This window comes from Pseudarthrobacter sp. MOO14 (genome assembly GCF_058267675.1).
Genome location: NZ_CM177849.1, coordinates 2680450 through 2694154 on the forward strand (window position 1 = coordinate 2680450; position 13705 = coordinate 2694154).

Annotated in this window: 15 protein-coding genes; 14 read left to right on the top strand and 1 reads right to left on the bottom strand. The window is 68.7% G+C overall.

Features of this window, described 5'->3' with window-relative positions; genetic code table 11:
- Positions 1-62: 62 nt before the first annotated feature.
- From AC4EEV_RS12510 to AC4EEV_RS12575, 14 genes are all read left to right on the top strand, one after another.
- Entirely contained in the window at positions 63-1193 is a 1131-nt protein-coding gene (locus AC4EEV_RS12510; protein WP_018762661.1) for a zinc-dependent metalloprotease, read from the top strand.
- Between the two features lie 123 nt (positions 1194-1316).
- Positions 1317-2381 (top strand): tRNA lysidine(34) synthetase TilS, encoded by a 1065-nt coding sequence (gene tilS, locus AC4EEV_RS12515; RefSeq protein ID WP_285319066.1) that lies wholly within the window; start codon positions 1317-1319, stop codon positions 2379-2381.
- 30 nt (positions 2382-2411) lie between these two features.
- Positions 2412-2963, top strand: a complete 552-nt coding sequence (hpt, locus tag AC4EEV_RS12520) for a hypoxanthine phosphoribosyltransferase (RefSeq protein WP_018762659.1) — start codon at positions 2412-2414, stop codon at positions 2961-2963.
- 41 nt (positions 2964-3004) lie between these two features.
- Entirely contained in the window at positions 3005-4093 is a 1089-nt protein-coding gene (locus AC4EEV_RS12525; RefSeq protein ID WP_109044069.1) for a LacI family DNA-binding transcriptional regulator, read from the top strand.
- A gap of 172 nt (positions 4094-4265) precedes the next feature.
- A complete protein-coding gene (gene ftsH / locus AC4EEV_RS12530; RefSeq protein WP_018762657.1) occupies positions 4266-6329 on the top strand; it encodes an ATP-dependent zinc metalloprotease FtsH in 2064 nt (687 codons plus the stop codon).
- 9 nt (positions 6330-6338) lie between these two features.
- Positions 6339-6983 carry a GTP cyclohydrolase I FolE gene (folE, locus tag AC4EEV_RS12535; protein WP_026264829.1) on the top strand — a complete coding sequence of 215 codons (645 nt, stop codon included), beginning with the start codon at positions 6339-6341 and terminating at the stop codon, positions 6981-6983.
- Between the two features lie 6 nt (positions 6984-6989).
- Positions 6990-7928: a dihydropteroate synthase gene (gene folP, locus AC4EEV_RS12540; protein ID WP_018762655.1), complete on the top strand. Its 939-nt coding sequence runs from the start codon at positions 6990-6992 to the stop codon at positions 7926-7928.
- A 14-nt stretch (positions 7929-7942) separates the two neighbouring features.
- Positions 7943-8335 carry a dihydroneopterin aldolase gene (gene folB / locus AC4EEV_RS12545; RefSeq protein WP_491329098.1) on the top strand — a complete coding sequence of 131 codons (393 nt, stop codon included), beginning with the start codon at positions 7943-7945 and terminating at the stop codon, positions 8333-8335.
- Positions 8332-8877 carry a 2-amino-4-hydroxy-6-hydroxymethyldihydropteridine diphosphokinase gene (gene folK / locus AC4EEV_RS12550; RefSeq protein WP_018762653.1) on the top strand — a complete coding sequence of 182 codons (546 nt, stop codon included), beginning with the start codon at positions 8332-8334 and terminating at the stop codon, positions 8875-8877. The genes folB and folK overlap by 4 nt, the downstream gene beginning before the upstream one ends.
- The gene (locus AC4EEV_RS12555) at positions 8874-9419 is read left to right on the top strand and encodes a DUF3180 domain-containing protein (RefSeq protein WP_018762652.1); all 546 of its coding nucleotides are present in this window, start codon (positions 8874-8876) and stop codon (positions 9417-9419) included. The genes folK and AC4EEV_RS12555 overlap by 4 nt, the downstream gene beginning before the upstream one ends.
- On the top strand, positions 9400-9912 hold the full coding sequence (locus tag AC4EEV_RS12560) for a PH domain-containing protein (RefSeq protein ID WP_018762651.1): 513 nt from the start codon (positions 9400-9402) through the stop codon (positions 9910-9912). The genes AC4EEV_RS12555 and AC4EEV_RS12560 overlap by 20 nt, the downstream gene beginning before the upstream one ends.
- On the top strand, positions 9909-11465 hold the full coding sequence (locus AC4EEV_RS12565) for a PH domain-containing protein (protein ID WP_491329099.1): 1557 nt from the start codon (positions 9909-9911) through the stop codon (positions 11463-11465). The genes AC4EEV_RS12560 and AC4EEV_RS12565 overlap by 4 nt, the downstream gene beginning before the upstream one ends.
- A complete protein-coding gene (locus AC4EEV_RS12570) occupies positions 11458-12351 on the top strand; it encodes a Rossmann-like and DUF2520 domain-containing protein (RefSeq protein ID WP_109044062.1) in 894 nt (297 codons plus the stop codon). The genes AC4EEV_RS12565 and AC4EEV_RS12570 overlap by 8 nt, the downstream gene beginning before the upstream one ends.
- Positions 12352-13278 (top strand): 4-phosphopantoate--beta-alanine ligase, encoded by a 927-nt coding sequence (locus tag AC4EEV_RS12575; protein WP_491329100.1) that lies wholly within the window; start codon positions 12352-12354, stop codon positions 13276-13278.
- Between the two features lie 38 nt (positions 13279-13316).
- Here the strand turns inward: AC4EEV_RS12575 and AC4EEV_RS12580 are convergent, their stop codons facing one another.
- Positions 13317-13583, bottom strand: a complete 267-nt coding sequence (locus AC4EEV_RS12580) for a hypothetical protein (RefSeq protein ID WP_491329101.1) — start codon at positions 13581-13583, stop codon at positions 13317-13319.
- Positions 13584-13705: the final 122 nt, after the last annotated feature.

The following is a 13705-nucleotide window of genomic DNA, read 5'->3' on the forward strand; positions in this document are numbered from 1 at the left end:
GGAAGTTCGCCGGTCAGCGAACTTTAAGGACGTTGTCCGGCGCGCTGTGTTCTGATGGGACCATGGAGTCCACCGCGCGCGAGTCCGCACCGACGTTGTCCCCAACGGCCCAGTCCCTGATCAACTGGGACCTCGCTGCTTCCGCGGCGGCGCGGCTGGCTCCGGCCGGCCCGGTGCTGGATGAAAAGGCCATTGGCGAGGCGGTGGACAGCCTCCGCCGGCTCGCCGACGCATCCGTCCCGCATGTCCACGACATCACCGGCCTGGAAGCCGCGCGGGACCTGCGGGACTCCTCCGTGCTGGTGGTGGACCGGGCATCCTGGGCCAAGGCCAACACCCAGAGCTTCGCGGTGATGCTCAAGCCCGCCATGCAGAAGATGCTGGACAGCCGCCGCGGCACCCTGAGCCCCTCCGCGGCCAGCGTCAGCGGCGCCATCACCGGCGGCCAGCTCGGCGCCGTGCTCGCCTTCCTCTCCAGCAAGGTGCTGGGCCAGTACGATCCTTTCGCGGCCCTGGCCGAGAACTCCAGTGCGCCTGCTGCGGGCCGGCTCCTGCTCGTGGCACCGAACATCGTCTCGGTGGAGCGTGAACTCAACGTCGCGCCGGAGGACTTCAGGCTCTGGGTGTGCCTGCACGAGCAGACCCACCGGGTCCAGTTCGCCGCGGCACCTTGGCTGCGCCACCACATGCTCGAACAGATCGATGAACTCAGCGGCCACCTGCTGGGGAACGTCGATTCCCTGATGGAGCGCGCCTCCGCCGCTGCCCGTTCGTTGAAGGACCGTTCCGCCACCGGAAACACGCCCGGCCGGGGCGCCATCCTGGACCTGCTGCAGGACCCCGAAGAGAAGGCCGCCATCTCCCACCTCACCGCGGTGATGAGCCTCCTCGAAGGGCACGCCAACGTGGTGATGGACGCCGTTGACGCCAGCATCGTCCCCTCCGTGAAGACCATCCGGCAGCGGTTCAACGACCGCGGCAAGGACCGCGGCGTGATCGAAAAGTTCATCCGCAGCCTCCTGGGCCTGGACGCGAAAATGCGCCAGTACTCCGACGGCGCCCGCTTTGTCCGCGCGGTGGTTGACGTGGCCGGCATGGAGGGCTTCAACAGGGTCTGGGAGTCGGTGGACCACTTGCCCACGGAGCCGGAGATCCACGACGCCAAGCTGTGGATTGACCGGATGGGCCTCTGATTGCCGGACGCCCAGCCGCACCACCCGCCCATGCCTGAGAATCCTTCCACCGGCCCAACCCCGCGCCGCAGCGGACGGCGCCGTCCCGGCAGGCTCGCCCCCGTCGTCGGCACTGCTCGCAAAATGCTGCAAAAAGCGCTCGCCGACGCCGGCTATCCCCGCCGTATCACCGTGGCATGCAGCGGCGGGCCCGACTCCCTGGCACTCGCCGCGGTGGCCGCCTACTTCGCCCGGCGCGGCCACGTTGACGGCCACCCGCTGGCCGTGGGCGCCGTGGTGGTGGACCACCAGCTGCAGGCAGGGTCCGCCCAGGTTGCCGCCCGCACCGCTGAAGCCCTGCGGGAGCTGGGCCTCGATCCTGTCGAAATCCGCACCGTCACGGTCTCGGCGGCCGGCATGGGCCCCGAAGCTGCGGCCCGCGAGGCCCGGCACGCCGCGCTGGAGGCTGCAGCGGACCAGCAGGGCGCCGGCGCCATCCTCCTGGGACACACCCTCGACGACCAGGCCGAACAGGTCCTGCTGGGCCTGGCCCGCGGCTCCGGAACGCGGTCCCTCGCCGGCATGCGGCCCGCCCGCGCAGGAACCGGACACAGCGTGCTGCTGCGCCCGTTCCTGGGGCTGCGCCGGGCAGATACGGAGGAGATCTGCGCCGTCGAGGAGCTGGAACCCTGGCACGACCCCACCAACACCGACCCTGCCTTCGCCCGCTCGCGCACCAGGGTGGAAGTGCTCCCGCACCTTGAGCAAAAGCTGGGTCCGGGAGTGGCCGAGTCCCTGGCCCGCACCGCCGCGATCCTGCAGCTGGACGCGGACTACCTCGAGGATGTGGCGGAAAGCACCTATGCCTCCCTCGTGGAGCGGGACGGCACGGACCTCAGCCTGCCGGAGGAGGCGCTGGGGGCTTTGGCCCCAGCCATCAGGTTCCGCGTGATTGCCAAGGCAGCGGCCGACGCCGGCGGCCAGCAGCCCGGCTACCAGCGCCTTTTGGCGGCGGAAGCGCTGCTTCGGCGGCAGGGTTCCGCAGGCCCGGTGGAGCTTCCGGGCGGCGTGAGCGTGTACCGGTTGTCGCTGGCGCAACTGGAACGGCCTGCCGGTGCCGGCAGCCCGGGAGGCGCCGCTTCCGTTCCCCGTGAACGGGCGCGCTGTGGGAAGCTAGTATTCCGGCCTCAAAAACCGCCCGAAAAATAGTCGCACCCCGCATCTAAACAGGAGCCATTGGTGGATTCAAACGACGTCCAGGCAGACCTCAAGCACGTTCTCTACACCAAGGAACAGATCCAGCAGCGGATCACCGAACTCGCCGCGCAGATCGACAAGGACTATGAAGGGCGCGAGATCCTCGTTGTCGGTGTCCTCAAGGGGGCCGTGATGGTCATGGCGGACCTGGCCCGGGCCCTGCACAGCCACGTGTCCATGGACTGGATGGCGGTGTCTTCCTACGGCTCCGGGACGCAGTCCTCCGGCGTGGTGCGGATCCTGAAGGACCTGGACACCGACCTGATGGGCAAGGACGTGCTGATCGTCGAGGACATCATCGATTCCGGCCTCACCTTGTCCTGGCTGAAGACCAACCTGGAATCCCGCGGCACCGCCTCGGTGGAGATCTGCACAGCCTTCCGCAAGCCCACCGCCGCCAAGGTGGAGATCGACGTCAAGTACGTTGGCTACGACATCCCCAACGAATTCGTGGTGGGCTACGGCCTGGACTACGCCGAAAAGTACCGCAACCTGGACTTCGTGGGCACCCTCGCCCCGCACGTCTACGAATAAGCTGCCCGCGACAGCAGCCCCTGCTGCCCGGGGCCACCACCGTGGGTAGCAGGAACGTTGGCATCAGGGACGTGGCCCGGGCGGCAGGGGTGTCCGCCACCACCGTCTCCCATGTCCTCAATGACGCGCCATACGCCCGCGTCAGCCCCGAAACCCGCGAAAAAGTGAAGTCGACGGCGGCCCGGCTGGGGTACGGGCCCAACCGGCTGGCCCGGGCCCTCCGCAGCCGCAAGTCAGGCGTGCTGGGCCTGGTCAGCGAGGACGTGGCCACCACGCCGCATGCCGGCCGCATCATCCTCGGCGCCGACGAAGCGGCCCGCGCCCGGGGCTACACCCTGATGATCATCAACACGGCGGGCTCGGCGGACCACGGCTCCCGTGAAGCCGACGTGGAGTCCCTGCTGGAGCGGCAGGTGGACGGCATCCTCTACGCCACCATGTACCACCGGTACCTGCACGCGCCTGCCAACCTCGGCAAGGTCCCTTCGGTTCTGGTGGATGCCGTCACAGCGGATGACAGTTTTCCGGCAGTGGTCCCGGACGAGTACGGCGGTGCGGCCGCCGCGGTGGAAGCCCTCCTTGCCGCGGGCCATACCCGGATCGGGTTCATCAACAACACCGAGGACGTTCCCTCCACCGTCCGGCGGCTGCAGGGTTTCCGGGACACGCTGACCCGCGCGGGCCTGGACGGTTCCTCCGCCCCCGTCGAGCCGGCGTCGTCCGATGCTGCCGGGGGATACGCTGCCGCCCGCAGGATGCTGGGAAGCGGCCACCCGCCGTCGGGCCTCTTCTGCTACAACGACCGCATGGCCATGGGCGCCTACCGCGCGGCCGCGGAACTGGGCCTCTCCATCCCGGGCGACCTGTCCGTCGTCGGCTTCGATGACCAGGAACTGATTGCCGCCAGCCTCCACCCCGGCCTGAGCACCGTGGCCCTGCCGCACTACGAAATGGGTGCGTGGGCGGCGGACCGGCTGATCGACGCCATCGAAGCCGACGCCATCGAAGCCGAATCCGGCGAAGCCCCCAGAAGCGGCGCCGGCGCCCGCGGCGGAACATCCGGCCCGGTGCTCCTCGGCTGCCCGCTGGTAACCCGCGGGTCCGTCGCAGCGCCGCCGGAACAGCCCTGACCGGGGCATTCCCTGACTTCCGGGCCCGCTACGCCCACAGGGAACTTTTGCTTTTCGCTATGCGTGATGTACTCCGGACGGTGTATAGCTAGAAGCTGACGCAGCACCATCACGCGCGCAGACTACTCGCCGTGAAGCACTACCGGAAGGGACGGGGCGAGCCCCCGAACAGATGAAAGCTAAGAACTTCTTCAAAGGCCCGGGCATCTGGATCGTCGTTGTGGTCGGTCTGCTCCTGGTGGCTTTTGCAACGCTCGCCCCCGGCGGTGCAGCCCGGATCGACACGGACAAGGGCCTGGAGCTGCTCTCCAGCAACAAGGTGGAGCAGGCCAAGATCTTCGACGGCGAAAACCGCGTTGACCTCACGCTGAAGGACAACCTGCAGGTGAACGGGCAGGACAAAGGCAAGAGCGTGCAGTTCTTCTTCGTGGACGCCCGCGCGCAGGATGTGGTGAAGGCTGTCACCGACGCCAAGCCCGCCCAAGGCTTCACAGACCAGCCCATCGAGAGCAACTGGTTCTCCGGCCTGCTCTCGCTCCTGATCCCCGTGATCCTCCTGGGCGCCCTGTTCTGGTTCCTGATGACCCGGATGCAGGGCGGCGGCTCCAAGATCATGCAGTTCGGCAAGTCCAAGGCCAAGATGGTCAGCAAGGACATGCCGCAGGTGACCTTCGCCGATGTCGCAGGTTCCGACGAGGCAGTGGAGGAACTGCAGGAAATCAAGGAATTCCTGCAGGAGCCCGCAAAGTTCCAGGCCGTCGGCGCCAAGATCCCCAAGGGCGTGTTGCTCTACGGCCCGCCAGGCACCGGTAAGACTCTGCTGGCCCGCGCAGTGGCCGGTGAGGCAGGCGTCCCCTTCTTCTCCATCTCGGGCTCGGACTTCGTGGAAATGTTCGTCGGCGTCGGTGCCTCCCGCGTCCGCGACCTCTTTGAACAGGCCAAGGCCAACTCGCCCGCCATCATCTTCGTGGACGAGATCGACGCCGTGGGCCGGCACCGCGGCGCCGGCATTGGCGGCGGCAACGACGAACGCGAGCAGACCCTCAACCAGCTGCTGGTGGAGATGGACGGCTTCGACGTCAAGACCAACGTCATCCTGATCGCCGCCACCAACCGGCCCGACGTCCTGGACCCGGCACTGCTGCGTCCGGGCCGCTTCGACCGCCAGATCGGTGTGGAGGCCCCCGACCTGATCGGCCGCGACCAGATCCTCAAGGTCCACGCCAAGGGCAAGCCGATGGCTCCGGGCGTCGACCTCAAGGCCGTCGCCAAGAAGACGCCGGGTTACACCGGTGCGGACCTGGCGAACGTCCTCAACGAGGCCGCCCTGCTTACCGCCCGCTCCAACGCGAACCTGATTGATGACCGCGCCCTGGACGAGGCCATCGACCGCGTCATGGCCGGCCCGCAGAAGCGCAGCCGCGTCATGAAGGAACACGAGCGGAAGATCACCGCCTACCACGAGGGCGGGCACGCCCTGGTTGCCGCGGCCCTGCGGAACTCTGCGCCGGTCACCAAGATCACCATCCTCCCGCGCGGCCGGGCCCTGGGTTACACCATGGTGGTGCCGGACAACGACAAGTACTCCGTGACCCGCAACGAACTCCTGGACCAGATGGCGTACGCCATGGGCGGGCGCGTCGCCGAGGAGATCGTGTTCCACGATCCGTCCACCGGCGCCTCCAACGACATCGAAAAGGCCACCGGCACCGCCCGGAAGATGGTCACCGAATACGGCATGAGCGAACGCGTCGGCGCGGTCCGGCTGGGCCAGGGCGGCGGCGAGCCGTTCCTGGGCCGCGACGCCGGGCACGAGCGCAACTACTCGGACCAGATCGCGTACGTCGTGGATGAGGAAGTGCGCCGCCTGATTGAGCAGGCCCATGACGAAGCGTACGAAATCCTCACCGAAAACCGGGACATCCTGGACATCCTGGCCCTGGAACTGCTGGAGCGGGAAACCCTGAACCAGGCCGAGATCGCCGACATCTTCCGTGACGTCCGCAAGCGTGACTTCCGCGAGGTGTGGCTGTCCAAGGAAACCCGCCCCGTGCAGATGGCGGGTCCGGTGGAGAGCCGCCTGGAGCGGGCAGAACGCGAGGCCCAGGAGGAAGCGAAGAAGGCCCGGATGGACGAGCCGCTGGACGCCCAGCCGCCGCATTCCCAAGGTGTTGCGGAGGATGCGCCGTTTCATGGCGGCACCCCCGAATCGGGGCCCGGCACCCTTCGCGGCTAAGCTTTCCCTGTGACTTCCTTCGACGACGACGACGTTTCCGCCTCCGCCGATCACCTGGCGGAAGGCGGTCACCGGTCCTCAAAACATGAAAGAGTGGACCGGCCCCGGATCGAGGCGGCCGTCCGCGAGATCCTCCTCGCCATCGGCGAGGACCCGGACCGCGGCGGGCTCGTAGATACCCCCAAACGGGTTGCGAAGGCGTACGCCGAGGTGTTCGCCGGGCTGCACCACGACCCCGCCGAGGTCCTGTCCACCACCTTTGACCTGGACCACGAGGAACTCGTCCTGGTCAAGGACATTCCGTTCTATTCCACCTGCGAGCACCACCTGGTGCCATTCCACGGGGTGGCGCACGTTGGCTACATCCCGTCGCATGACGGCAAGGTCACCGGGTTGAGCAAGCTGGCCCGGCTGGTGGACATCTACGCCCGCCGCCCGCAGGTCCAGGAGCGGCTGACCACGGAGATCGTCGAAGCGATGGTCCGCTACCTCAAGCCCCGCGGGGCGATCGTCGTTGTCGAATGCGAGCACATGTGCATGTCGATGCGCGGCATCCGCAAGCCCGGAGCGAAGACCGTCACCAGTGCGGTCCGCGGGCAGCTGCATGACCCGGCCACCCGTGCCGAGGCCATGAGCCTCATCCTCGGAAGGTAACAAACCATGGATTCACTAGCCGCAGCCCCCGGAACGGGGCCCGCGACCTCGCCGCTGCCCATCCTCCGCAAGCCCCGCCCGGCGGCCCGCTTCGAGGACCTCCCCACCGGCCGCACACTGGTCATGGGGATCCTGAACGTCACCCCGGATTCCTTCAGCGACGGCGGAAAGCACCCCACCGCGGACACCGCCATCGCTGCCGGCCTGCGGATGTTGTACGCAGGGGCGGACATCATCGACGTCGGCGGGGAGTCCACCCGCCCCGGTGCCGAGGACGTCACGCCGGAAGAAGAGCAGCGGCGCGTCCTGCCGGTCATCGAAGCACTCGTGAAGGCCGGTGCGCTGGTCAGCATCGACACCACCCACGCCGCCACTGCGGCCGCCGCCCTGAAGGCCGGCGCCGCCATCATCAATGACGTCTCCGGGCTGACCATCGAACCGGAGATGGCGGAGCTCGTGGCAGCATCCAAGGTCCCCTACGTCCTCACGCACCGCCGCGGGGACGCCCGGACCATGAATTCACTCGCTGAGTACACGGACGTGGCAGGCGAGGTCGTGGCCGAGCTGGCGGGGGTGCGGGACAAGCTCTACGCCGCAGGAGTCAGCCACGAGCAGATCATCGTGGACCCCGGCCTGGGGTTCGCCAAGAACGACGCCCACAACTGGGAGCTGCTGCAGAACCTGGACCAGCTGGACAGCCTGGGCCACCGGGTCCTGGTGGCGGCCTCCCGCAAGAGGTTCCTGGGCACGCTGCTCACCGTGGCCGGCAAGTCCGCCGCTCCGGAGGAACGGGACGGTGCCACGGCGGCAATCACCGCCATCAGCGCCTCGCGCGGCGCATGGGCAGTCCGCGTGCACGACGTCGGGCCAAGCCTTGACGCCGTCAAGGTCGCTGCCCGCATGGCAGCGGTACCCACGCCACAAGCCGTACCCAAGACGCACTAGGGCCGGGGGACCCCATGGACAGGATTACGCTGACGGGCGTGACCGCCGTCGGTCATCACGGCGTGTTTGATTTTGAGCGCCGCGAGGGCCAGCCTTTCGTGGTGGACGCGGTGCTCTATCTTGACTTCGCCGCAGCAGCGGAGTCAGACGACGTCCGGGACACCGCGCACTACGGCGAGGTGGCGCAGCGTATTACCGACTGGATCGCCGGGGAACCCCTGAACCTCATCGAGGCGTTGGCCGTGCGGATTGCCGAGAGCCTGCTTGACGAATTCCCGCTCCAGGCGGTGGACATCACCCTCCACAAACCCCAGGCTCCCATCGCAGTGCCTTTTGGCGACGTCGCCGTGACCGTCCACCGGAGCCGTGTCCCGGCCGACAACGGCCTGTCCGGGGAGCCGGCATGAACCGCGCCTACACCAAGGCCGTGCTGGCCTTGGGCAGCAACCTTGGCGAGCGGAATGAAACCCTGACCGAAGCCGTGGCCGACCTCGTGGATCCGCCGGAAGTCAGGCTCCTGGCTGTCTCCCCGATCGTCCAGACCAAAGCCGTGGGCGGCCCGTCCGGCCAGCCGGACTTCCTGAACATGGTGATTACCGTGGAGACCAGCCTGGGTGCGCAGGAACTGCTGGAGCACTGCCAGGCGGTGGAGAACAAGCACCTCCGCGTCCGCGAGGTCCGCTGGGGGCCGCGGACGCTCGACGTCGACATCATCACCTATGGCGACCTGCACAGTGACGATCCGGCGCTGACGCTCCCGCATCCCCGTGCTGCCACCCGGGCCTTCGTCCTGTACCCGTGGTCGCTGATCGAACCCGCCGCCATGCTGGGCGGGGAACGGATCAGCGCCCTGGCGGTCCGTGCCCCGGACTTCGGCGACCTTGCGCCGTTCGACGGTTTCGGGGACTTCGACGGGATGCCGACGGCAGGAGCGGTGGAGCCGCGATGAAACCCATCAACCCGCTGCGCCTGATGCTGATCGGCGTCATCCTTGCCGTCGCGGGCTGGTCGGCGACCGTGGTCACCAGCCGCTACAGCATTGCCACACCAGTCCTTCCCGCCACCGCGCTGGCCACCATGGGCGTCATCGTCATCATCACGCTGATCCTGGGCATCCGCGTCGTGCGGTGGCGCAACAGCCTCAAGCCCGGCAGCAAGGCAAAGAAGACCCAACTTGATCCGCTCCTGGCCGCAAGGACACTGATCCTCGCCCAGGCGTGCGCCTACGCCGGAACGGTCCTGCTGGGCTGGCACGCGGGCATCGTCCTGGACCAGTTGCGGATCTGGAGCCTGCGGAGCGACCAGGGCATCACCTGGCTTGCCTTGGCCATGGCCGGCGGCGGCCTGGTGATGATCGTGGTGGGGCTCGTGGTGGAACGGTTCTGCCGGATCCCTCCGGAGGACGGCGACACCACCAGCACCGACGGCAAGGGCCGCCCTGCCCGCGGCGAGGCTGCCGGGGAAGGCGAATATGCGTACCGAGGCGATTGACCCGCCCGGTATTTCCTGGCAGCGGGTGTCGCCACGGTACGTCACGGTCCGGCTGGCGGAGTGGGCCCTCGGCAACCTGGTTGCGGTGCTGGTCCTGTCCGCTCCGCTGGTGTTTGTCATCCTGGGCTGGTGGTCCTGGCCGCCTGTGTGGCTTGCCGTGACCGTCCCGGCCGCCATGCTGGTGCTGGCCTTGTGGCGGCTGGTGCTCATTCCGCGGCAGGTCCGGGCCATCGGTTACGCCGAGCGGGACGAGGACCTGCTGGTCAGGGGCGGCATCTTCTTCCAGCGCACCATGGCCGTGCCGTACGGGCGCATGCAGTACGTGGATATCGCCGTGGGGCCGGTGGAGCGGGCCCTGGGCCTGTGCACGCTGAAGCTCCATACCGCCTCGCCCGGAACCCATGCGCGCATTCCCGGCCTGCCGGTGGCTGAGGGCGCCCGGCTCAGGGAAGAGCTGACGGCACGCGGCGAAGCCAGGCTGGCCGGGCTGTGACCGCTGACGGCCAACTGCCGGCGGTGCCGCCCGCAGCGGCCGGCCGGGACACCGCAGCCGAGTCCGACGACGGCTGGCAGCGGGTGCACCCCGCGTCACCGTTTGTGAGGGGCTGGTTTGCCCTGGCCGCCATTGCGTTCTTCTTTGGGCGGGACATTTTTGAACGGGCCCTGCAGGGCCAGCCCGTTTTCGAGGAAGGCCTGGGGCGGCGCGCTCCGTGGCTCCTGGGCGGTGGCGCGGCCGTGCTGGTGGTGGCGGTGCTGGGGTTCGTACTGACCTGGTACTTCACCAAATACCAGGTGTCCGGCGGCTACGTCCGGGTCACCAGCGGCTTGCTGTTCCGCCAGCACCGGCAGGCGCGGCTGGACCGGGTGCAGGCCATCGACATCGTGCAGCCGCTGCTGGCCCGCATCTTCGGCCTGGCCGAACTCAAATTCGAGGTGGCCGACGCGGGGGAGTCCGCGGTGCGGCTCGCCTACCTCAGGATCGATGATGCGCGCCAACTGCGTGCCACCATCCTGGCCCGCGCGTCGGGTGCCGCAGCCGTCGCCGTGCCCGGGGCCGGCTTTTCCGGTGCCGGACAGCCGGCCCGGGCCGCAGCCGAGGAGCCGGAATTCCCGGTACTTGCCGTCCCGCCGTCGCGCCTGCTCGGTTCGCTGCTGCTGAGTGAGCAGAGCTTTTTCGTGGTGGTGGGCGGCGCCGCCTCCGTGGTGCTGTCCGCGGTGACGGACAACCGCGCCTTCTACTTCTACCTGGTGCCGGCGGTGCTGGGCCTGGCGGCCGGCTACTGGAATTTCTTCAACAGGGGCTACAACTTCACGGCGGCAGTCTCGCCGGACGGCATCCGGCTGAGGTACGGGCTGCTGGACACCCAGGCGCAGACCCTTCCGCCCGGCCGGATCCAGGCGGTAAAAGTGGCCCAGTCCCCGCTGTGGCGCCCGTTCGGCTGGTACCGGATGCAGGTGAACGTGGCCGGTTACGGGCAGTCCGGCAACGCCGTCGAGGGCAATACCCGGACCATCCTCCTGCCGGTGGGTAAACTTCCCGACGTCCTGGCCATGCTCTCCCTGGTGCTGCCGGACCCCGGTACTGACCAGCCCGCGGCCGTCTTTGCAGCCGGCTTGAACGGCAGGGATTCCGACGGCGGGTTCATCACCACGCCGCGGCGGGCCTGGCTGCTGGCACCCTTTGCGTGGCGCCGCAACGGCTTTGCCGCCACGGACACGGCCCTGTTGATCCGCTCCGGGCGGTGGTGGCGTGAGCTGGTGGTGGTTCCCCATCAGCGGACGCAGTCGCTGGCCCTGCAGCAGGGGCCCGTGGCGCGGCGGTTCCGGGTGGCGGACCTGGTGCTGCACACCACCGCCGGACCCGTCGTCCCGCGGCTGGCCCAGGCGGGTCTGGATGAGGCCCGGCAGCTCTTCAACGACCAGTCTGCGCGTGCCCGGCTGGCCCGGAAACGGCAAACCACGGAACAGTGGCTCCAGCAGGTTGCCCTGGCCGCGGGACCTATGACCACCAGCACCCCTTACCAACAGGAGGGCCAGCATGGCTAAACCCGGACGCCTCGGCGTCGGAATCATCGGCGCCGGAAAGGTGGGGGCCGTGCTGGGCGCGGCCCTGCGCGCAGCAGAGCACGCCGTCGTCGGGGTCTCGGCGGTCTCGGACGCAAGCCGGGAACGGGCTGAGGCCCTGCTGCCGGGCGTTCCCATCCTGGAGGTGCAGGACATCGTGGAGCGCGCCGAGCTGGTGCTGCTGGCCGTGCCCGACGACGCCCTGCCGGGCCTCGTGGAGGGACTGGCGAAGCTCGGCGCCTGGCAGCCCGGCCAGCTGGTGGCCCACACCTCCGGCCGGTTCGGCGTGGGCGTGCTGCACCCGGTGCGGTCCGCCGGTGCCGTGCCGCTGGCCCTGCATCCGGCCATGACGTTCACGGGCATGAGCCTGGACCTTACCCGGCTCCTGGACTGCACCTTTGGCGTGACCGCAGATGCCGCCATGCTGCCGATCGCCCAGGCCCTGGTGGTGGAGATGGGGGCGGAGCCGGTGGCCATCGCCGAAGCGGACAGGACCCTCTACCACGCCGCCTTGGCCCATGGTTCCAACCACCTGGTCACCCTGGTTGCCCAGGCATCCCAGTTGCTGCGCGAGGTGGGGGTGGAGCTGCCGGAGCGCATGCTCGGCCCGCTCCTGCGGGCAACGCTGGAAAACGCGCTGGCCTCCGGGGAATCCGCGCTGACCGGCCCCGTGGCCCGCGGTGACGTGGGAACGGTCCGTGCCCACGCGGAAGCGCTGCGGGAGTTCGACGGCGGCGGGCACGGTGACGTGCTGGAAGCCTACCTGGCGATGGCCCGGGCCACAGCCCTGCGGGCAGAAGGCCGCGGACTGCTCAAACCCGACCAGCTGAAGGGGCTGCGCGAGGCCCTCGACCCGAAGGAAGACTGAATGTCCATTCAACTCGTCACCACCGTCGCAGGCCTGCACGCCGAGAGCGCCAGGCTCCTTGGCGCCAAGAAGGGTCTCTCGCAGGGGCTGGTGCCCACCATGGGCGCACTCCATGACGGCCATGCCGCGCTGGCGCGCACCGCCGTCGAGCAGAACGACGTGGTGGTGGCGAGCATCTTCGTCAACCCCCTGCAGTTCGGCGACGCCGGGGACCTGGACCGCTACCCGCGGACGCTTGAGGCGGACCTTGCCCTGCTGGAGGAACAGGGCGTGGACCTGGCCTTCGCGCCATCCGTGGAGGAGGTCTATCCAAACGGGGAACCCCTGGTTCGGATCACCTCCGGCCGCCTTGGCGAAAAGTGGGAGGGTGCGTCGCGTCCGGGCCATTTCGACGGCGCGTTGACCGTGGTGGCGAAGCTGCTGCATTACGGCGTGCCCGCTGCCGGTCTTCCGGCCGGGTCCGCGAACCCGGCTTTGCCCGGCGGACTGCCGGCGTACCGGGCGTACTTTGGGCAGAAAGACGCCCAGCAGCTGGCCTTGGTGCGGCGGATGGCGGCGGACCTGAACTTCCCGGTGGAGATCGTTGGTGTGCCCACGGTGAGGTCTGCGGACGGGCTGGCGTTGTCCAGCCGCAACCGCTTCCTGTCCGCGGACGAGCGGGAGGCCGCGTTGGTCCTGTCCCGGGCACTGCGGCTGCTGGAACAGCGCGCAAATGCCCACGAACCGCTGGACCTGGAATCGGCGCTGGCCCTGGTGGAGTCCCAGCCGCTGGTGGAACTGGACTACTTCGACGTGGTGGACCCCGGCACGCTTGAGCCGTTGGCGGAAAACTGCAGGGAGACCCCGTTCCGCGGCGACGCCCTGGCCCTCATCGCGGCCAAGGTGGGCCCGGTCCGCCTGATCGACAACATGCCGTTGAGTTCCTGAGCGCCGGCGGCTTGCAGCCCGGCGTCACATGGCCCGGGCTACCAGCCCGGGCTGTCCGGGCTGTTCATGAGCTGTTCGAGGAGCGCGCGCTCCGGACGCCCGGGATTCCTGGCCACGCACCCGCGGAGCCGGTCCCGCACCCACTCTTCCCGCGGATCCTTGCTGCAGAGCACCTCATCGATGATCTCCTGCGCCTGCCACCGGAGCGATTCGATGGCGAACTGCCGGACGTCCTCGGGAGTGTCGCCGGACATCCACGGGTCCGGGTCCGAGGGGACGCCTTGGAACATTCGCTCTACTGTCATCGGGGCCTCCTTGCACCAATCCGAAGTGGCCCGTGGGGTGGCCGCTGCGGCTACGAGAGCACTGCGCGTAGGTGAAACCTTACTGCCGGAAACCGGGTCCTGTCTGTACCCCAATCCCGCAG